The organism is Hymenobacter nivis, assembly GCF_003149515.1.
Lineage (GTDB): Bacteria > Bacteroidota > Bacteroidia > Cytophagales > Hymenobacteraceae > Hymenobacter > Hymenobacter nivis.
In genome coordinates this window covers 4,308,353-4,327,223 of the sequence record NZ_CP029145.1, presented here as the reverse complement: position 1 = coordinate 4,327,223, position 18,871 = coordinate 4,308,353, and the positions used below count along the sequence as shown (strand labels likewise).

Here is an 18,871-nt window from a genome sequence, read left to right as displayed (position 1 = left end):
GCGGCGGGCTGAATACCAGCCCAACAGAAGCTTCCGTTTCTTCAGCAGCTTTGGCGCGGGCCGGGCGGGGCTTTTGCTGCCGGGGAAGCTAGGGTACTGTGGCCAGCACTTCGCGCAGTGGCGTCCACCGGATTTCGGGGTAGCGGGCGTTGTCGAGGGGCGCGAGTTTGGGGGCCCCGGTGAACATGTTGTGCAGGTACTGCATGCCCTGCCAGGGCGGGAATACCTCGTCGGGGGCCGGGGCGAGCCGGCGCGTTGCCTGAATCATCAGCTTCAGGAGCCACAGGCTGCCGGCCCGCAGGCGGCCGAAGCGGCGGCCCGTGACGGTAGTGGCGGCGGCCTGGAGGCCGCGGACGGTGGCAACTTCGCCGGCCACGCGCAGGTAGCGGGGCGTGGTGGCGTCGAGGGCGGCGGCAGCCGTGAAGGCGGCGGTGTTGGCGATGGTGGTGAAGTCGAGCGGCTGGTCGGCGCTGCCCCAGTACAGCACCCGCCGGACGCCGAATAGGACCATCGGCGCCTGCTCGGTCAGCAGGTCCATGAACATGCCGTTGAGGATGGACGTGGCGGCGATGGGGGCCCCATCGAGCCGCTGGCCGAACTCGCGGCGCAGATCGAGGTTGCGGTTGGAGCCGGTGGGGAGCTTGGTGAAGTCGATGGAGTAGTCGGACGGGATGAAGCGGGGCACGCCAGCGGCCACGGCCGCGTCGAGCAGCCGCGTTTGCAAGTCCACAATCACGTCGCGCAGGCCCGATACGGCCGACACCACGCAAGCTGCATCAACGCAGGCGTAGGTTAGGGCCCCCACGTCGTTGAAATCGACTTCCACGATGGTGGCGCCTTGTTGGCGCAGGGTTTCGACTGCGGGCTTGGTGTTACCGGGGCGCACCAGGGCCCGCACGCGGGCACCGCGTTGCAGGAGGTGCTGCGCGATGCGGTGGCCGAGGTCGCCGGTGGCGCCGGCCAGCACGATGAGGGCGGGTTGGGCGAGCGGGTGGATTTGCGTAACCAATTCAGGTTCAGTCATGAATAATAAAATAAAGGGCGGTGGTTTAAAACGGGGTGGTCCGCCGAAGCCCTTCGGGCAATTCGCCGGACCACCCTCACTGAAAAACAGCAACTCCAGGTCATCGTAAGAGTGGTCCGACAGCGGAAAAAGTCGCCGGACCACCCCGTTTTCGACTACTACCAAATAAAGATTAAAAAAGTAAGCAAACCCTTGCGCACATCGCGGCGGTGAACGGGAGCGCATAGCAAACAAATTCCTGGGCGGCTTCGGCTGCCCACGCGGCCGTTGGAGCAGTCGCGGGACCGGCAATCAGCAGCGCGAATTTTGTAATTCACGCTGCTGATTGCCGGAACATACTCTGGCTCCGAAGCGGCGCTAATTCAGCCCCACCTTGCCTTTCATCGACTCGAACAGCTTGGGCGAATCGAAGCCGACGCCGTACTTGAACACAATTTCCATTTGGCGGAGCTGGTGGATATCCTGCTCGGGGTCGCCGTTTATCAGCACGAGGTCGGCTTGCTTGCCGGCTTCGATGGTACCGATTTCTTTGTCGCGGCCCAGGTAGCGGGCCCCGTTCAGGGTGCAGATTTTAATGGCCTCGCGCGGGGTGAAGCCGCCCTCGACGAGCAGTTCAACTTCGCGGCGATTGGCATAGCCGGCGATGGTGCGGCCCGCGCCGGTGGGGTCGGTGCCGGCCACGAGCAGGCCCCCGGCGTCGGAGAACTGTTTTTCCCAGCCCTGCTCCTTTTTGAACAGCGCCACGCTGGCCGAGTCCTTGCCCTGGTTTTGCTGCCAGACCGCGGTTTCGCGCTCTTGCAGCTGCGGAATCAGGGCGTCGAGACCGCCACCCAGCACCACTTCGCGGCCGGTGTAGGGCTCGAATACGGGCAGCGTGGAGGTGAGGGCCACGTTTTTGCTAATCAAGAACTTGATGAGGTCCGCCATGGCCGGGCTGTCGGCGGGCAGGCGTTGCAGGGCCTGGTGGGCGGCGGGATAGTCGCAGGCATCAGCGGCTTTGCCGGGCACGAAATCGGAGCTGGCCATGAAGCCGTGCTCCAGGTTGTCGATGCCAATTTCGGCCGCCTCGCGGTAGGTGAGGGCGCAGAGGTGGCCCGTGATTTTGAGGTGGCGCGGGTGGGCTTCGGCCACCACGGCGGCCAGGTCGGCGCGGGTGGCGTGCATATACATTTTGAACGACGTGCAGCCCTTGTCGGCCCAAAACTTGGTGCTGGCGGCGGCATCGGCGGGGCCCTTAATGGTGTTCAGGGCCGGAATATCCATGCCCGGTTCCTCCATGTAGGGCGCGGTCACGTCCATATCGGGGCCGATGAACTTGCCTTCGCCGATAAGGCGCTGGATGGCAAGGTCGGTTTGCGGCTCGATGCTGCCGGCCGTGCGGATGGTGGTGGCCCCGCCGGCCAGGTACAGGCGCGGAAACGAGTACGGCATCTGGGCAATGTTGAAAAGCCCGCCCGCCGGCATGGTGTAATATAGGTGCTCGTGCAGCATCACCAGCCCGGGAATCAGCGTTTTGCCCGTACAGCTGATAACCTGGGCCCCGGGCGGCACCTTTACTTTTTTGGTGGGCCCCACCTGCGCGATGCGGCCGCCGCGCAACAGCACGGTTTGGTGCAGCAGCGCCGGCCGGCCGGTACCATCGATGACCTTGGCGTCGGTGAGGGCCACCACGGGCGCGTTCACCTTGATGAAGGCCTGCACTTGCGGCGTGAAGGCCGGCGGGACCTGCGCCCGGCCGGGCGCGGCGGCGGCCAGGCCGAGGAGGGCCCCGAGCACGAGGCGAAGCTGGTACACTTTTTTCATGATTTATAATGGACGGAAGTTTGTGGAGGAAAAATACTTACCAAGTATGGAAGCCAAATGGTTGGCAGTGGCGAGCCTGCACGAGGCCCGGAGCAAAGTAATTCGACAGCCACGCATTGTGATTCAATGATATAAACGAAGCAGCCGCTTTATTATTTACCGCAATTTTAAATGGGGGTTTGATGAAGCTAATTTATTCATCTTTAGCATTAAACGTCGCCTTAATTCAGGGTCTAAGCGGTGTTTAAAATACCCGCACAACCATGCTTCCTCGTCTCAAATTTGCCGCCATTGCGTTGCTGCTGGCCGCGGGCAGCTTGCTCACGGGCCCGGCCCGCGCCCAGGCCCCCCCGCCCACCGATGCCGTCAGCTACCAGACCTTCTACGATGCCCTGAGCCCCTACGGCATTTGGGTGAACGACCCCGACTACGGCTACGCCTGGGTGCCCGGCGCGGGGCCCGATTTCCAGCCCTACCGCACCAACGGCCACTGGGTGTACACGGACTACGGCTGGACCTGGGTATCGGACTACCAGTGGGGCTGGGCCCCGTTCCACTACGGGCGCTGGCGCTACTCTGACGGCTACGGCTGGCTGTGGGTGCCGGGCTACACCTGGGGGCCCGCCTGGGTGGCGTGGCGCCAGAGTGCGGGCTACTACGGCTGGGCCCCGCTGGGGCCCCCGCCGGTGCGCAACGGCGTGCACATCAACATTGGCTTCTCGTTTTCGTTTGGCGATGCCCCGGCCGTACCCGACCGGTGGTGCTTCGTACCGGCGGCCTACGTGGCCAGTCCGCGCATCGCCACCTACTACGTGCTCCCCGCCCAAACCACGGTGGTGTACAACAACACGACAGTTATCCACAATACGTATGTAAATAACAACGTGAATGTTAACAACACAAATAACACGACGGTGGTGAACAACGGCGGCCCTGGCCACTCCGATGATGACCGGCGGACGGGCGCAGCCCGGGGCGGCCTGGGCCAGCCGGCCTACCCAGCGGGCCCAGCCCGAGCCGAAGTGGAAAAAGCCACCGGCCAAGCCATCAAGCCCCTGGCCGTGACTAACCGCACCACTCCGGGCACGGGCTTTCAAGGGCAGTCGCTGGCCCTGTACCGGCCCCAGGTAGCCGCCCCGCCCCGCCGCCCCGACCGGGGCAGTGGCGCAGGCCCAGTGGCCGCGCCGGCCCCCGCGCCGCAAAAAGTAATGCCCCTGGCCGAGGCCGCCACCCAGGCCCACCGCGCCAGCAATGCCAACCGGGGCCTGATGCGCGACAACGCCGTGCAGCACCTCAGCAGCACCGACCCCAACCCCATCCAGGACGCCCGGGCCCGGCAGGCGGCAACCCGGCCGCCAGGGCAGGCCGCTGCCCCCGGCACGCCGGGCCCGGTGCCAAACGGCAAAGCGCCCGCCAAAGGCAACCCCGCGCCCGATGCCACCGCGAGCCCCAACGCCACCGCAAGCCCCAACCCAGCCGGGGCTCCTAGCCTAACTGGGGCCCCCAACCCAGCAAATTCTAACCTTAACGCCCGGCCCAACCGCCCGGCCCGATTGGACGGCCAGCCCGACGGCAACCCCAGCCCAGGCAATGGCAATGGTAGCCCGGTCCCCCCCGCTCCCCGGCAGCCGCAGGCCGTACCGGCTAACCCGCGCCCCCACAACGCCCCGCCGGACCACGCCGCCAACCCGCAGCTAGGCCCGCCCGGCCGCGGCAACCAGCCAAGCATCCCCAACGGCGGCCTCGCGCCCAACAACGCGCCTCCGACCAACCGGGCCCAGCGCCCGGCCCCGCAGCCCAATCAACAACCGCCAACGGGCCAGCTGGCTCTGCGGCCGGCCAACCAGCAGCGCCCCCCGGCGACGGCCCGGCCGCAGGCGGCCCCGCGCCCGGGGCCCGCGCGGGCCCCGGCTCCGCGCCCCGCCGCGCCGCACCCGGGCGAGGGCGAGCACGAACACCGTTAGCCTTGACGCACAACGGCCCCCGAACCTACGCCAGGTTCGGGGGCCGTTTTCTTTGAAGAAGGCCACGAGGAGGGGTAGAGCGGCCCGCTTGCGGGACCCGCCGGCTGGCTAGCTGGCTGGCTGGCTAGCTCTGGGGCGCGGGGGTGCCAGCAGCAGCCACGCGCCACACTCTGTTGCCGGCATCGTCCATTACCAGCAGGGCACCATCGGGCAAGGTTACCACGCCCACGGGCGGCCGTAGGCCTTGTCGGAGCCACCGCCGACGAGGGAGCCGATAAGGAAATCCTCAGGCTTGCCGGCCGGTTTGCCATCTTTGAAGGGTACGGATGCCACTTTGTAGCCTGAGTAAGCGGCGCGGTTCCAGGAGCCGTGCTCACCCACGAAGGCCTCGTTGCGGTACCTGGCGGGTAAGGCTTTCTGATCGTAGAACGTAAGACCCAGGGCCGCTACGTGGGGCCCCATGGGCACGTCGGGCACCAGGGCTTTCTGCGCCAGCTCGGGGTGCTCATCCTTGCGGTGGGGGTCCACGTTCTGGCCGTAGTACGAGTAGGGCCGGCCGTAAAAGCCGCCCTGCTGCACGCTCGTGATGTAATCCGGCACCAGCTCGTCGCCCAGCTCGTAGCGCTCGTTCACGGCCGCCCACAGCGTGGACGTGCCGGGGTAGTAAGCCAGGCCGATGGGATTGCGCAGGCTGCTGGCAAATATTTTCTCACCCGAGCCGTCGGAGTTAATTTCCAGAATATTGGCCCGGCGCACCTCGTTCTCGGGGCCGTGCTCCTGCACGTTCGAGCCCGAACCCACGGTTACGAAAATCGTTTTGCCGTCCTTGCTGGCCAGCAGGTTGCGGGTCCAGTGGTTGTCATGGTCACCTTCGGGCAGGCTCAGGATTTTTTGGCCCGCGCCGCTGATTTTGGTGGCCCCCAGCTACGGGTAGCGCAGAACACCGTTGGTGTTGGCCACGTAGAACGAGTTGCCCATTACCAGCATACCAAACGGCTAGTTGAGGCCGCTCAGGAACACGGTGCGGACGTCGGGCTTGCCGTCGTGGTCGGTATCACGCAGCAGCGTGATGCGGTTGGCGCTGGTGGCTTGCAGCGAGCGCGACTTATCCAGGTGCAACGCGGCGGCAATCTCCTTTTTGGTGCCTTTAGGCAGCGTAGTAGCCCCGGCAAAGAGTACGTCGCCATTGGGGGCCACGTAGGCCCAGCACGGGCTTTGCAGGTTGCCGGCAAATTCCGTCACGACGAAACCGGCAGGGCATGTTTAAAGTGCATGAGTACGGAAATATATGGTAGCTGATGGGGCCCCGGACCCACTAAAGCGCAACTGGCGGTCCGGCGTTTTACACCTTTCCTTCATGCTTGGTTGCCTTGGAGCCCCCAAACAAAAACGGCCCGCTTCGCAGCGGGCCGTTCTGGTAGCATCAGTTATTAGGCGAAGTGCCTATTTGCGTGATGCTTTTTTAGTGCGGGCTTTTTTGCGAGCCGGGGTAGCACCGTTGGGGGCCGTCTTGCCCTCCGCTTTCAGCTGGGCGATGGTTGGAGCCGGACCGTACTTGGCTTCGGCCGGGTTAGTTTCGCCAGTCAGGTAGGGGTCAAATTCTACGCGGCGGTTTTTGGCGCGGCCGGCAGCGGTCTTGCTGGTATCGAGCGGCTTGAGCTTACCGTAGCCACGGGCTTCGATGCGCTCGGCCGATACACCCTTCTTGAGCAGGTAGTTGCGGGCCGACGTAGCACGGTCGTACGAGAGGCGCAGATTATAGGCTTCACTGCCCTTGCTGTCGGTGTGGCCGGCCAGGCTGAGGCTGTAGTCGGGGAATTCACCCAGCGTTTGCGCTATCTGATCGAGCCGTTCGTTTGATACTGGCAGCAAGCGCGCCCGGTTGTACTCAAACTGAATGAACTTGGTGGCCTTCTGCTCGGGCGACATTTCGGGGCAGCCGTTGGCGTTCACCTTCGTGCCGGCCGGGGTGTTGGGGCACTTGTCCTGGGCATCAGCCACGCCGTCGCCGTCCGAATCAATGGGGCAGCCGGTGGCGTCCACTTTCACGCCAGCCGGGGTGCCGGGGCACTTGTCCTTGTCGTCTGATACGCCATCGCCGTCGGTATCAAGCGGGCAGCCGGTGGCGTCCACTTTAGTGCCGGCGGGGGTGTTGGGGCACTTGTCGTCGCCGTCGGCCACGCCGTCACCATCCGCATCCGGGCAGCCTTGCAGGGCAGCCAAGCCCTTAACGTCGGGGCACTTGTCCTGGTAGTCGGGCACGCCGTCGCCATCCGTGTCGATGGGGCAGCCGGTGGGGTCCACTTTCACGCCGGTGGGCGTATCGGGGCACTTGTCTTTGCGGTCGGGCACGCCGTCGCCATCGGTGTCCTTGGCTTTGCCCAGGGCCAGCGTCAGGCCTACTGAGTGCACCAGGAAGTCGTCGTAGCGGTTATCGGTCGCGCTGTACACGTTGTCCGTGCGCTCGGTCAGTGGGTAGTGGTAGGCCGTTTGCAAGTCGAGGAACAAGGCCGGCGACAGGCGGAAGCGCAGCAGGGCCCCACCCATGAAGTCGGGCCGGCCGATAGCGTTGTCGAAGTTATTCGTACCGTTGTTGCCCACGCTGTGTGCCAAGTACATGCCCACGCCACCGAAAATAGCCGGCTGAATGAACGCGTCTTCTTTCAGGATACGCCCGTTGTTGAGCTTCAGCTTCAGAAACAAGTCCACGAGGCCCGACTTCACGTCGTAGCCCGAGGCCTGTCCGTAAGGCTGGTTTTTGGGGAAGCGGTAGAGCTGGTAGTTGCCCATCAGGCCCAGGTCGAACGAGGGCGAGAGGTAGCGCGTGATGGCAGCGCCGCCGCCAAAGCGCAGGCCCTCGCGGCCCAGGTTCCACCAGTCGGTGCCGATTTCGCCGCGGTATTGCAGCACGCTGACGTTGCCGCTGATGGCAGTTTTGTGGTCGGCCGTTTGCGCGTGCGCGCCAAACGAAGCCCCTAGCGATGCCGCAGCAAGCACGGCACCGGACGCCAGGGTCCGGGTAGAGAAGAGGTTTAATTTCATACGGGGTGAAAGAAAGAGTAACAGTTTCTTAATAATGTTAAGGCCCTATACTTTTTTACCCGTAAAAAGTTGCCCTTTGTAGCAGCCTTGGGGCCCTAATGCCTTACATCCGGCCGTAATTGAGTCCCAAAATCAGCACAATACCAATGACCATGAGAATGAGGTAGGTTTCAACGGCGCCGGTTTGCACGTAGCGCAACAGGTAGCCGCTACCCTGCACCGCCCGCCCAAAGCCGTTGGTAATGGGGTTGATGACGCCGTTCTCCACGAACTTATAGAGGCCGCGCGACAGGGCCATGGTGGGCTTCACAAACAGCGCATCGTACAGCTCGTCGATGTAGTACTTGTGGTACACCAGGTTTTCGGGGGCCGAGCGCGGGGCGTCATCGGCCACCGGGCGCTCGGCGCGGGCCACGTACAGCACGTAGGCCAGCACGATGCCGAGCACGCCGGCCGCCACCGACAAGCCAATGAGCATCAGCTCAGTACCGTGGTCGGGCTCAAGGGCAAAGGCGGCCGGGTTGAGGCGGCGCGAGTAAGTGAAAATCGGGGCTAGGAAATCGGCCAGGTAGTGCTTGCCCACCAGCATGGGGGCCCCCATGAAGCCGCCCACGGCGGCCAGAATGGCGAGCACAATGAGCGGCAAGGTCATGCTGGCCGGCGACTCGTGCAGGTGGTGCTTCTGCTCGTCAGTGCCGCGGAACTCGCCGAAGAAGGCCAGGAACAGCAGGCGGAACATGTAGAACGCCGTGAGGAACGACGTGAACAGGCCCACGGCCCACATCAGCTTGTTGTGCTCATAGACGTGGCTCAGGATTTCATCCTTGGAGAAAAAGCCCGAGAACGGCGGGATGCCCGAAATGGCCAGGCAGCCAATGAGGAAGGTGAAGAACGTGATGGGCAAGGCTTTGCGCAGGCCGCCCATGCGGCGCAGGTCCTGCTCGTTGCTCATGGCGTGGATGACGGAGCCGGCCCCGAGGAACAGAAGGGCCTTGAAGAAGGCGTGGGTGAGCACATGGAACAGCGACGACGAGTAGCCCATCACGCCCAAGGCCAGAAACATGTAGCCGAGCTGCGATACCGTGGAGTAGGCCAGCACTTTCTTGATGTCGTTCTGGGCCAGGCCAATGGTAGCGGCGAAAAAAGCCGTAGCCAGGCCAATGATACCCACCACCTCCAGCGTTTGGGGCGCGAGCGTGAAGAGTACGTTGGCCCGCAGCACCATGTAGATGCCGGCCGTGACCATGGTGGCGGCGTGGATGAGGGCCGACACCGGCGTGGGGCCCGCCATAGCGTCGGGCAGCCAGGTGTAGAGCGGCAGCTGGGCCGACTTGCCCATGGCGCCTACAAACAGCAGTAGTGTGATGGCCGTGCAAATACCCACGGTGTAGGGCCCAAATTCCATCAGCGAGGCTTTTTGGAATACTTCGCCGTACTGCACCGAGTTGAAGGCGAGGTAGATGAGGAAGATACCCAGCAGGAAACCTAAGTCGCCGATGCGGTTGATGATGAAAGCTTTCTTGGCGGCGTTGTTGTAGCTGGTGTTGGTATTCCAGAAGCCGATGAGCAGGTACGAGCACAGCCCCACGCCTTCCCAACCGATGAAGAGGATGACGAAGTTGGAGCCCAGCACCAGCACCAACATGCTGAAAATAAACAGGTTCAGGAAGCTAAAGAACTTGCCCACGTTCTCGTCATGCGCCATGTAGCTGATGCTGTAGACGTGGATGAGGAAGCCCACGCCGGTCACGAGCAGCAGCATAATCAGGCTGAGCTGGTCGATCTGGTAGCCAAATGGGATTTGCAGCGAAGCCACGGATATCCAGTCGAATAGCTCGACGGTGTAGGCGCGGTGCACCGTGGTGCCGGGCAGGGCCCAACCCGCCGCCGGGTGCAAAAAGCTCCAGAACAGGAACGCGGAAATCAGAAACGAGCCCAGCACCGTGACGCTGCCGATAAGCCCGGCTACTGTGGCCGGCAAGCGTTTGTTAAGCAGGCCATTCAGCAGGAACCCCAGGAAGGGCAGCAGCGGAATGAGGACGTAGAGAAGGGTGGTATACGGCGCGTTGGGGCCGGGGATGACGGTTTCCATCGGTGAATGGGGGAAGGAGCGGAGGAGTGAATGAAGTGGGACGAGCAGGATGTGGAGCGAATGGCTTTGGCACATTCACTCACCCCTACGCTCACTCACCACTTGAGCCGGCTCAGCAGGTTGACGTCGGTGGTTTGGAAATTGCGGTAGATCATGACGATAATGCCCAGGCCCACGGCCACTTCGGCGGCCGCAACGGCCATGATGAAGAACACGAATACCTGCCCATTGGGGTCGGAGCGGTAGGCCGAGAAGGCCGTCAGCAGCACGTTCACGGCGTTCAGCATCAGCTCGATGCACATGAAAATAATGATGGCGTTGCGCCGGGTGAGCACGCCCACCACGCCGATGGAAAACAGGGCCGTGGCGAAAAAAATGTAGTACTGTAGCGGAACAGTACGGATAACTTCGGGAATGTTGGCTTCCATGCGGGGCGGAACGTGCGGAGAATTGGACCGGGTTTGGGCCGTATTTTGGGCAGGCAAAGGTATCCTGAAAAAGCAAAACCCCCGCCGGTTAAAGTATTGAGGCCGGGGGCCCGTCTGCTTGCCCACCATGGAAAACCTGGCTTTTTCGCTCCCCAGTCCTATCCTCCCGATGACGGCATCGCAGCAAGACCGGCAAATTGCCGACGCCGTGCGCCAGCAGCGGCCCCGGCTGCTGCAATTCATCCGCCGCCGCATTCCTGATGAGGCGGAGGCCGAAGACCTGCTGCAAGACGTGTTTGCCGAGCTGGTGGAAAGCTACCGCCTGCTCAAACCCGTGGAGCAGGCGGCCGCCTGGCTCTTCCGGGTGGCCCGTAACCGCATCATCGACCTGTACCGGCGCCAGCGGCCGGTGTCGCTCGAAGCGGCGTTTGGGGCCGCCGAGGCCGACCCCGACGGCGAGGGCCTGCTGCTGGCCGACTTGCTGCCGGCCCCCGACGATTCGCCCGAAAACCGCCTGCTGCGCGAAACCCTGATGGAGGCCCTGGCCGATGCCCTGGCCGAGCTGCCAGTGGCCCAGCGCGAGGTATTCGTGTGGCACGAACTGGAGGACAAGAGCTTCAAGGACATGGAAGCCGAAACCGGCGTGCCGCTCAAAACCCTGATTTCGCGCAAGCACTACGCCGTTCTGCACCTGCGCAAACGCCTGCAAAAGCTCTATACCGAGCTGTTCACGGACTAGCCGGGGCCCCCGGGGCCCTCCTGCATTTTACCGACTCAACTTAATTATTACCCTATCATGAACCGTCAATTCTGGCTGCTGCGCGGCCTCAAATTCATTATTTTTGCCAGCCTGTTCGTCACGGCTGTGCTCTTCCTCACCCAGTATTTGTGGAACTGGCTGGTGCCGGTGCTCTTCCACGGGCCCCTAATTACCCTCGGACAAACCTTTGGGCTGCTGCTGCTCAGCCGTTTGCTATTTGGCAGCTGGGGCGGGCGCCGCGGCAACTGGGCCCAGAAGCGCCGCGCCTGGCAGCAGCGCATGGCCGGCCGCCTGGAAAACCTCAGCCCCGAAGCCCGCGAGAAATTCCGCCAGCAAATGCAGGCCAAGTGCGGCGGCATGGGCTGGATGCGCCGGCCCGAAGCCGCTGAGCCAGCGCAACAGCCCGCGTAGGGCCCCGGGGCCCTGATTTATTCGCCGGCAACAATCGGCCACAGAGAAGGCGCAGCTCCGATGGGGCTGCGCCTTCTCTGTGGATGTATTATTTCGAGCGTAAGTGGTAGCGTTTTAGAACGTCATGCTGGGCGCAGCCGAAGTATCTCTACTCCTCAACTAATCAAATCATTTAGTCAGTGGGAGAGATGCTTCGGCTGCGCTCAGCATGACCCGCTAACGAGTTTTAAACGATCTGTCTCGGCTATATCGGGGCCCTACAGCTTGAGGTCCTTGGTGTTGTCGTCGAGTTGGCGGTCGATGACGAGGTGGTTGGGGTCGATGGCGACGGAGGCGGGCTTCTGGCGCACCACGAAGCGGAGCTGGTTGTCGCCGGCGTGGAGGTGGCGCTTCACGAGCAGCATTGGCGCCACGGGCTTTTTGTCGGGCCCCAGGGCGGGGAAAATGGCCACGGGCAGGGCGTCGCGGGTTTGGTCGGCGGGGTGCTGGTTGCCCAGGCTGTCGGCGTAAAATTTGGCCGACTTCACCGTGAAATCGACCTGGTAGCGGCCGTCGGGCAGCTTCTTGGCGCTGGCAGCCGTCACGCGGTTATCGAACAAGGTGATGCGCTCGAACTGGTCGGTGATGTAGGGCTGGAGCGAGTCGGGCGCGGCCCGGCGCAGGTAGCCGATGAACTCGGGCGAGTTGGTGTAGGGCGGGCCCTGGAAGGCCACGGCGGCCACGTACTTCTTCAAGGCCCCGTTCAGCACGGCTTCGCCCATGGCATCCTGCAAGCCATACATCACCACCGAGCCCTTAGCGTAGTGGATGTACTGCTGGTTTTCGACCAGGGCCAGCGGCACTTCCTTCTTGCGCTCGAAGGCGCGGCCGGTAAGGTAGCGGTTCATGTCGAACTTCAGGAAGCGCTGCATGGCGGCCGGGCCGTTGTGGCGGCGCAGCACCATCAGGGCCGAATACTCAGCCATGGCTTCGGCCATCAGCGTGCTGCCCTGCACGTTGCCCCCGATGACCTGGTGGGCCCACCACTGGTGCGCCACCTCGTGGGCCGTCACGTAGTAGGGATAGTTCAGGTCCTCGGGGTCTTTGTCGTTCACGTTGGCAATGAAGCCGATGGCCTCCGAAAACGGCACCGTGTTGGCGAAGCTCTGGGCGAAGGCCTGGTAGCGCGGAAACTCCAGGATGCGCAGCTGCCGGTGCTGGTAGGGCGAGAAATTCTTGGAGCAGTACGCCAGCGCGTCGCGGGCCCCGGCGGCCATGCGCTGCAAGTTGTACTCGTGGCCCGGCTGGTAGTAGATGGTGATGGGCACGGTGCGGTGCCCCACCGAATCCACCCACTGGCTCTTGTACTCCTGGTAGCGGGCCGAGAGAAAGGTGTAGAAGTTGAGCATCGGCCGGTCCATCACGTAGGTGAAGTAGCGGCGGCCGTCCTTCACCCACTCCTTCTGGAGGTAGCCGGGGGCCACGGCCGTTTGGTCGGCCTCGGTGCTGACGGTGGTGCGGAAGCGAATCCAGTCGGCGTCCTGGCTGATGTAGGTGTTCTGGCGGGCCTTCAGGTCGTTCACCTTGGCCATGCGGGGCTTGGGCTTCAGGCCGTAGCTTTTACGGTCCTGGTCGCCGCTCAGCTCGGCGCCCTCGCGGTAGCCCAGGCCGGGCAGGTAGCCGCTGCTGAGGAAGGTGCCGTTGTACACAATGTCGGTATTCGAACCCGCGCTGGGGAAGCCGCGCTCCTGGTACAGGATGTCCATGCCGAGCGCCAGCGAGTCGCCGGGGGCCAGGGGCCGGGCCAGGCGGTAGAGGCGCACGCCGTAGGTGGTGTCGTTCAGGGCCAGGGTGGCCTGGCCGGGCTGGCCCAGCGTGAGGGAGCGTACGCGGGGGTTTTGCTCCACGGGAATGCTCACGATGACGGTATCGAGGGCGCGTGTCTGCTTGTTCACCAGCGTGAACCGGCCCCGGAAGCGCACGGCGCGGGTGCTCGGGAAAATCTCCGTGTTCAGGTCCACGGCCACGATGCGCGGCTGGGCCACGTCTTTGAGGCGACGGTACTGCTTCTCGTAGGCCACCTGGCCTTTCTCGCGTTCCTTGGGCGTCAGGTACTTATTCAACACGTTGGTGTTGTAAAAGATGTAGCCGCCCGCGCCCAGGCTGATGAGCAGGCCCAGGGCCAGGGTGGCGGTGCTGCCGGGGCCCCAGCGGCGGCGGGCTTCGCGCAGGCGGGCGGCGTCGGTGCCGCGCACCCAGAGCAGGTTGGCGGCCAGCACCAGCAGCAGGGCCACGCCGGCCCACAGCAGCTTCGTCCACCAGAAGGCGGGCAGGAAGTGGCCGTAGCCGTTCATGGCCGAGTAGGGCCCCGGCGTGGGGCCCCCGGCGTAGCTGAACAGGCGGTGCCCAAGGCCAAGCTGGCTCCGGAACAGGTTGGCCACGTAGTAGGCCACCACCACGAAGAAGCCCAGGTACTTGTTGTTCACCACCACCTGCGTTACCATCGCCAGCACGCACATCAGCAGCAGAAACGGCAGCTCGTAGCCGAAGAGCGCCTGCACGTACAGGCCGATTTCGTAGTGGAAATACCCTTTCGCGGTTTGCACCACCAGACCGCAGGCCATCACCACGGCCAGTAGCACCACCTGCACCAGGCCCAGGGCGGCCAGCTTGCTCAAAAACGGCACCCAGCTGGGCACTGGCACGGCGTCGGTAATCTGGGCCACGCCGGCCTGGCGCTCGCGCCAGACAAGCTCGCCGCTGTAGAAGATGATGATGGCTAGAAAGAACAGGAAAAACGAGCCCAGCGAGAAGTCGATAATTTCGCTTGTGACGGGGTACGTGGGCGTGTCGAAGGTTTTGCCCACCTGCGCCGACGTGGCCAGCAGAAAAATGACCCCCGCCCCGGCAATGGCCGCGAAGTAGCGGCTGCGCACAATGCCCCGAAACTCCAGCTTGGTGAGGCTCCACCACTGCTGCCGGTGCATGGCGCCCGAAAATACCTGCGCCACGCGCGGCAGGTGCAGGCCGCCGGCCGGCACCGGGGCCAACTCGGCCGCGGGGGCCCCGGCGGCGCGGCGCGTTTTCTTCGACACCTTCTCCGAGGCGAAGGCCGAGAAGCGGAAGCGCGCGTAGCACAGGCCCAGCAGGGCCCCGGCCACGGCCAGCCACACTGCGCGGTTCAGCAGCACGTAGCTGGAGAGGGGCAGCAGGAGGCGGTTTTTCTCGGCCGAGGTCCAGTAGCGGGTCGTGAAATCGACGGCCGCGATGCCGAACGTGTCGAGGGCCGCCACGAGGTGCTCGTTTTTGAGGTCCTGGAGGTACGAATTGGCCACCAGGTAGGTAATCAGCAGCAAAATGGAGCCCAGGTAAGTGCTTAGGATATTGCGCGAAAGGGTGGCCAGCGTAAAAAACACGGCCCCCGAAAACAGCAGGTTGGGCAGCACCAGCACCAGGTAGGGCCACAGGTAGGTGCCGGGCGGCGCGTGGGCCAGGAAGCGGTCGGCCTCCACCCAGGGCATTACGCCGGCCAGTGCCGCCCCAACCCCAATGCCGCTGAACACCAGCACGGCAATGAAATACGAGCCAAAAAAGCGCCCGCCCAGGTAGCCCCACTTGCTGATGGGCGTGGTATAGAACAGCGGGTGCGTGCGGTACTCGAAGTCGCGGTACACCGGGTTGCCCATCAGCGAGGAGGCGATGATGACGCCGAACACGCTCAAAATCATGGTGATGATGTTGAGCGAGAACGGCGAGTTAATCTTCACTGTTTGGCCGTCGCCGCCCAGGGAGATGTTCACGCCCGTACCAAAGCCGCCGCCCGAGGCCGTGACCAGCAAAAAGGCCATTAGAAACAGCAGGAAGAAATAAATCCAGGTAGCCGGCCGCTTGAGCCGGTACTTCAGTTCAAAAAGAAAAATGGGAAGGAACATGATGGTTCGCTTTAAAATCAGAGAGGAAGACGAGGCCGTCATGCTGAGCCTGTCGAAGCACCTCTACCGCAGCAGCAATCATTGATTATTAGCGCAGTAGAGATGATTCGACAGGCTCAGTATGACGTTCAGTTAGCAGCTTAGGCAGCCATTATTGCCCCGCTTTTACTCCGCACTTCGTACCGCTGAATCTCCGCGAAGTACACGTCCTCTAAGTCCGGGCTCACGGCTTCGAAGCCGCTGTCGGGGGCCCCATCGGCCAGGACGTGCACCACGGTTTTGCCCGCAAACAGGCGCGAGCTGATGACTTGGTGGCTGGCTTGCAGCGCCGGCAGCTCGGCCTTCTCAATCAGCTTCTTCCAGATTTTACCCTTCAGGTTGTTCATCACCGTGAGCGGGTCGCCGGTGAGCAGCACTTCGCCCTTGTTAATGATGGCCATGTGCCGGCACAAGTCGCTCACGTCGCTGACGATGTGCGTGCTAAGAATCACCACCAGGTTCTCGCCGATCTCGCTCAGCAGGTTGTGGAAGCGGTTGCGCTCGGCGGGGTCGAGGCCGGCCGTGGGCTCGTCCACGATGATGAGGCGCGGGTTGCCCAGCAGCGCCTGCGCAATGCCGAAGCGCTGCTTCATGCCGCCCGAGTAGCCGCCCACGTACTTTTTGCGCACGTCGTAGAGGTTGGTTTGGTGCAGCAGGGCGGCCACCATTTCCTGGCGCTCCTTGCGGCTGGCAATGCCCTTGAGGGTGGCGAAGTGGTCGAGCAAATCCTCGGCGCTCACGCTGGGGTACACGCCGAATTCCTGCGGCAAATAGCCCAGTACGCGGCGCACGGCCTCCTTATCGTGCAGCACGTCGATGCCGTCGAGCACGATGCTGCCCGTGTCGGCGTCTTGCAGCGTGGCAATGGTGCGCATCAGGCTGCTTTTGCCCGCCCCGTTGGGCCCCAGCAGGCCAAACATACCGTTGGGAATGTCGAGGCTGACGTTTTTAAGCGCCTGGGTGCCGTTGGGGTACGTTTTGGAAAGGTTGGTAATAGTGAGGGACATGGGCAGAAAAAAGGCAGAGGGGGTGGAAAATAACTTGTGGCGGCACCGGCGCCATTGCAGCGGCTGCCTATGGATGCCGAAAGTAGGCGAATGGTTGCCCAAAGTGCGGCCAACGGGCCAGCAAACTGTTGTTAAGCAGCGCTAAATGGCCGCAGGGCGGGTGCGGCGGGCTAGGCAGCGGGTAGCAGCGGCTGTTGCACCGGCCCGCCGGCCCAGCGAACGGTAGCGGCCAGCCACTCGGCGTAGAAGTGGGCGCTGCCCTGGCCGATGCTGCGGGGCAGCGCCTGCAAGGCGGTTTGGGCCAGGGCCAGGGCCTGCGCGGGGTCGCCGGCCAGGCGGGCCAGGGCGGCTTCCACGCGGGCCGTTACATCGGCCGTGACCAAGACGCTGGGCTGCGCCTGCGCCTGCGCCCGAAAGGCGCGGGCGGCGGGCAAATCGTGCTGGTAAGCGGCCGCGAAAAACGCCGATTCCAGCCAGCCACCGGCTTGCATGGCCGCCGGCTGCTGGGGCAGTTGCACCCGGTAGGCGGCCAGGTGCTGGCCGGCTTGCTCAATTTGCTGGGCATCGAGCGCTGCCAGGTAGAGGTAGTAGTGCGCGTAGAACTTGAAGGGCAGCTCCTGGGGCAAGGCGGCCGCGGCCGTGAGCAGGGCCTGCGGCAAGTGGCGGGGCCGGGTGCCGGCCATGGAGCGGGCCGTGGCCGTAATCAGGGCCAGGTCGAGCTGGCCAGCCGCGTCGCCCCGCCACAAGTGCAGCAGCCGGCCGCCATCGCTGTAAAAGCCGCCCAGGTGCATGGGCACCAGCGTCAGCACCGCCAGCAGCGCCGAAATAACGCCGCTCACGGCCAGCGCCGCCGCCAGCACCTGGCCCACGGCCGAGGCAGCGGCGGGCAGCAGGGCATAGGTGCCCAGCGCCACGGCTGCCCACGCCACACTGCCCAGCGGCCCACCCGCGGCAAAGACCATAAACCGCCGGCGCAGGTCGCCCTCGTTGAGCGGCAGGCACAGGGCCATGCCACCGGCCAGGTTCAAATTCTGGCAGTGGTCCAAAGCGGGGTGATATTCTATTTTCAGTTATTGGCACATTCTAATGGGAACCACTTGAATAGAGTCAGAAAAGCGGAAAACAGTGTGTCAAGAAGCAGAATTAAATGCTGGAATCACCCCGCTTTGGACCACCGCCCAAATTCTTATTCCAGGCAAAGCGCAGCCGGCCCGCTTCACGCTTCCACAGCAGGGGCCCCACCACCAGCCAGCGGAACTGGAAGCGCTGCGCCTGCCCCGCCAGCACGTGGCCTAGCTCGTGCAGCAGCACGGCCAGTAACCAGGCCACCGGCAGCAGCGCCAGCAAGCCGGCCACCTGCCCCCGGCTCCAGGCCGCATGGGGCGGCAGCTGCGGGCCATACTTGCCGATCAAGTGCCCGATCACAGCGCCAAGGCCGGCGAACAGAACGAAACGAAGGTACTTGGGCAATTTTTTCATGGATGGGAAGGAAGGCAAGTGCTGAGCGGCTGCGCCGCCGGCACCGGGCACGCAGCCGGGGCAGGTTTTATCCCCAGCAGTGCCAAAGGTGACCTTTGCACTGGTTTCAGCGCCACGGCAAATAGACAGTTGGCAATCCTGGGGCCCGTGGACAGTAAATAAGGAGCGGGCAGGGCAGTAAATGAACGACCACTGAATCGGTGACGTAAGCAATTCATTACACCGGGTCTATACCAAAGTATAGAAATTCGTTCTGGGTGCGCCGTAGGCCGGAAAGGACCGTTGGCCGGGCGTAGCGGCGCGCCGGCCGAAATGCTGCCCGGGGGGCCCCGAGGGCCCCATAGTTTTGAATTATTCAAGCAAAAAATTAATCCTGCCGCTACCCCATTGCCCTCCTGTGAAAAGATATTACCACTCCTGCCTATTCCTGTTCTTAACCTTCGCGGCCGGGCTTAGCCCCGCCCAGGCCCAGGCCAGGCTGCCGCGCCCCAGGCTGCTGGCCGCCAACGCGCCACGCCCGGCTCCGATAGTGCCAGCCGCCGCACCGGCCGCGCCGGTAGCCGCGCCAGTAGCCGCGCCGGTAGCGCTGGCCGGCCGCGTCGAAACGACGGCCGGGGCCCTGCCCGGGGCCGTGGTGCGCCTACCGCGCTTCGGCCAGTCGTGCGTGACCGATGCGCAAGGCAACTTCCGCTTCACCCTCCCTGCCGGCACGGGCCCCGAGGCCGTGGTGGTAGCGTACGCCGGCTTTGCCGATGTGACGGCGGCCTTCCAGCCCGGCACCACGCTGGCCGTGGTGCAGCTGCTCACGCCGGTCAGCATTTCGCTCACCAAGCAGCAGCAGCTCAAGACCTACCTGAAAAACGCCCACCGCGCGGTGAAGCACGACCTGCGCCAGATCAGGTAGGGGCCCC

15 protein-coding genes are annotated in these 18,871 nt (G+C 63.8%); 4 read left to right on the top strand and 11 right to left on the bottom strand.

Annotated elements, in window-relative coordinates; translation table 11 throughout:
• Positions 1 to 88: 88 nt before the first annotated feature.
• Complete coding sequence (locus DDQ68_RS19230) at positions 89 to 1,024, bottom strand: NmrA family NAD(P)-binding protein (RefSeq protein ID WP_109657748.1); 936 nt, start codon at positions 1,022 to 1,024, stop codon at positions 89 to 91.
• A gap of 357 nt (positions 1,025 to 1,381) precedes the next feature.
• The gene (locus DDQ68_RS19225; protein WP_109657747.1) at positions 1,382 to 2,827 is read right to left on the bottom strand and encodes an amidohydrolase family protein; all 1,446 of its coding nucleotides are present in this window, start codon (positions 2,825 to 2,827) and stop codon (positions 1,382 to 1,384) included.
• 263 nt (positions 2,828 to 3,090) lie between these two features.
• Between DDQ68_RS19225 and DDQ68_RS19220 the strand changes: the two genes are divergently transcribed.
• Complete coding sequence (locus tag DDQ68_RS19220; protein ID WP_162550254.1) at positions 3,091 to 4,791, top strand: DUF6600 domain-containing protein; 1,701 nt, start codon at positions 3,091 to 3,093, stop codon at positions 4,789 to 4,791.
• 216 nt (positions 4,792 to 5,007) lie between these two features.
• Here DDQ68_RS19220 and DDQ68_RS24480 read toward each other — a convergent pair whose 3' ends face one another.
• The 5 genes from DDQ68_RS24480 to nuoK form a co-directional block, all read right to left on the bottom strand.
• A complete protein-coding gene (locus DDQ68_RS24480) occupies positions 5,008 to 5,628 on the bottom strand; it encodes a PQQ-dependent sugar dehydrogenase (RefSeq protein ID WP_342767455.1) in 621 nt (206 codons plus the stop codon).
• Between the two features lie 159 nt (positions 5,629 to 5,787).
• Positions 5,788 to 6,033 carry a hypothetical protein gene (locus DDQ68_RS24475; RefSeq protein ID WP_342767416.1) on the bottom strand — a complete coding sequence of 82 codons (246 nt, stop codon included), beginning with the start codon at positions 6,031 to 6,033 and terminating at the stop codon, positions 5,788 to 5,790.
• Between the two features lie 201 nt (positions 6,034 to 6,234).
• Complete coding sequence (locus DDQ68_RS24320) at positions 6,235 to 7,833, bottom strand: OmpA family protein (protein ID WP_109657745.1); 1,599 nt, start codon at positions 7,831 to 7,833, stop codon at positions 6,235 to 6,237.
• A gap of 103 nt (positions 7,834 to 7,936) precedes the next feature.
• On the bottom strand, positions 7,937 to 9,925 hold the full coding sequence (gene nuoL / locus DDQ68_RS19205; RefSeq protein WP_109657744.1) for an NADH-quinone oxidoreductase subunit L: 1,989 nt from the start codon (positions 9,923 to 9,925) through the stop codon (positions 7,937 to 7,939).
• A 95-nt stretch (positions 9,926 to 10,020) separates the two neighbouring features.
• Positions 10,021 to 10,353, bottom strand: a complete 333-nt coding sequence (gene nuoK, locus DDQ68_RS19200; protein WP_109657743.1) for an NADH-quinone oxidoreductase subunit NuoK — start codon at positions 10,351 to 10,353, stop codon at positions 10,021 to 10,023.
• 127 nt (positions 10,354 to 10,480) lie between these two features.
• Here nuoK and DDQ68_RS19195 point away from each other — a divergent pair, with 127 nt between their 5' ends.
• Positions 10,481 to 11,092: an RNA polymerase sigma factor gene (locus DDQ68_RS19195; protein WP_109657742.1), complete on the top strand. Its 612-nt coding sequence runs from the start codon at positions 10,481 to 10,483 to the stop codon at positions 11,090 to 11,092.
• 57 nt (positions 11,093 to 11,149) lie between these two features.
• Positions 11,150 to 11,524, top strand: a complete 375-nt coding sequence (locus DDQ68_RS19190) for a hypothetical protein (protein WP_109657741.1) — start codon at positions 11,150 to 11,152, stop codon at positions 11,522 to 11,524.
• Positions 11,525 to 11,781: 257 nt separating this feature from the next.
• On the opposite strand, the gene DDQ68_RS19185 is transcribed toward DDQ68_RS19190, so the two are convergent.
• The 4 genes from DDQ68_RS19185 to DDQ68_RS19170 form a co-directional block, all read right to left on the bottom strand.
• Positions 11,782 to 15,435, bottom strand: a complete 3,654-nt coding sequence (locus DDQ68_RS19185; RefSeq protein WP_109657740.1) for a M1 family aminopeptidase — start codon at positions 15,433 to 15,435, stop codon at positions 11,782 to 11,784.
• Positions 15,436 to 15,575: 140 nt separating this feature from the next.
• Complete coding sequence (locus tag DDQ68_RS19180) at positions 15,576 to 16,481, bottom strand: ABC transporter ATP-binding protein (protein WP_109657739.1); 906 nt, start codon at positions 16,479 to 16,481, stop codon at positions 15,576 to 15,578.
• Between the two features lie 170 nt (positions 16,482 to 16,651).
• Positions 16,652 to 17,527 (bottom strand): zinc metalloprotease, encoded by an 876-nt coding sequence (locus DDQ68_RS19175; RefSeq protein ID WP_109657738.1) that lies wholly within the window; start codon positions 17,525 to 17,527, stop codon positions 16,652 to 16,654.
• A gap of 97 nt (positions 17,528 to 17,624) precedes the next feature.
• The gene (locus DDQ68_RS19170) at positions 17,625 to 17,960 is read right to left on the bottom strand and encodes a hypothetical protein (RefSeq protein ID WP_109657737.1); all 336 of its coding nucleotides are present in this window, start codon (positions 17,958 to 17,960) and stop codon (positions 17,625 to 17,627) included.
• 397 nt (positions 17,961 to 18,357) lie between these two features.
• Here DDQ68_RS19170 and DDQ68_RS19165 point away from each other — a divergent pair, with 397 nt between their 5' ends.
• Entirely contained in the window at positions 18,358 to 18,864 is a 507-nt protein-coding gene (locus tag DDQ68_RS19165; protein WP_109657736.1) for a carboxypeptidase regulatory-like domain-containing protein, read from the top strand.
• Positions 18,865 to 18,871 lie beyond the last annotated feature (7 nt).

Coding starts and splice junctions, on each gene's coding strand:
- DDQ68_RS19225 (WP_109657747.1), bottom strand. CDS start 2,827: ATGAAAAAAGTGTACCAGCTTCGCCTCGTGCTCGGGGCCCTCCTCGGC.
- DDQ68_RS19170 (WP_109657737.1), bottom strand. CDS start 17,960: ATGAAAAAATTGCCCAAGTACCTTCGTTTCGTTCTGTTCGCCGGCCTT.
- DDQ68_RS19230 (WP_109657748.1), bottom strand. CDS start 1,024: ATGACTGAACCTGAATTGGTTACGCAAATCCACCCGCTCGCCCAACCC.
- DDQ68_RS19185 (WP_109657740.1), bottom strand. CDS start 15,435: ATGTTCCTTCCCATTTTTCTTTTTGAACTGAAGTACCGGCTCAAGCGG.
- DDQ68_RS19190 (WP_109657741.1), top strand. CDS start 11,150: ATGAACCGTCAATTCTGGCTGCTGCGCGGCCTCAAATTCATTATTTTT.
- DDQ68_RS24320 (WP_109657745.1), bottom strand. CDS start 7,833: ATGAAATTAAACCTCTTCTCTACCCGGACCCTGGCGTCCGGTGCCGTG.
- DDQ68_RS19220 (WP_162550254.1), top strand. CDS start 3,091: ATGCTTCCTCGTCTCAAATTTGCCGCCATTGCGTTGCTGCTGGCCGCG.
- nuoL (WP_109657744.1), bottom strand. CDS start 9,925: ATGGAAACCGTCATCCCCGGCCCCAACGCGCCGTATACCACCCTTCTC.
- DDQ68_RS19180 (WP_109657739.1), bottom strand. CDS start 16,481: ATGTCCCTCACTATTACCAACCTTTCCAAAACGTACCCCAACGGCACC.
- DDQ68_RS19195 (WP_109657742.1), top strand. CDS start 10,481: ATGGAAAACCTGGCTTTTTCGCTCCCCAGTCCTATCCTCCCGATGACG.
- nuoK (WP_109657743.1), bottom strand. CDS start 10,353: ATGGAAGCCAACATTCCCGAAGTTATCCGTACTGTTCCGCTACAGTAC.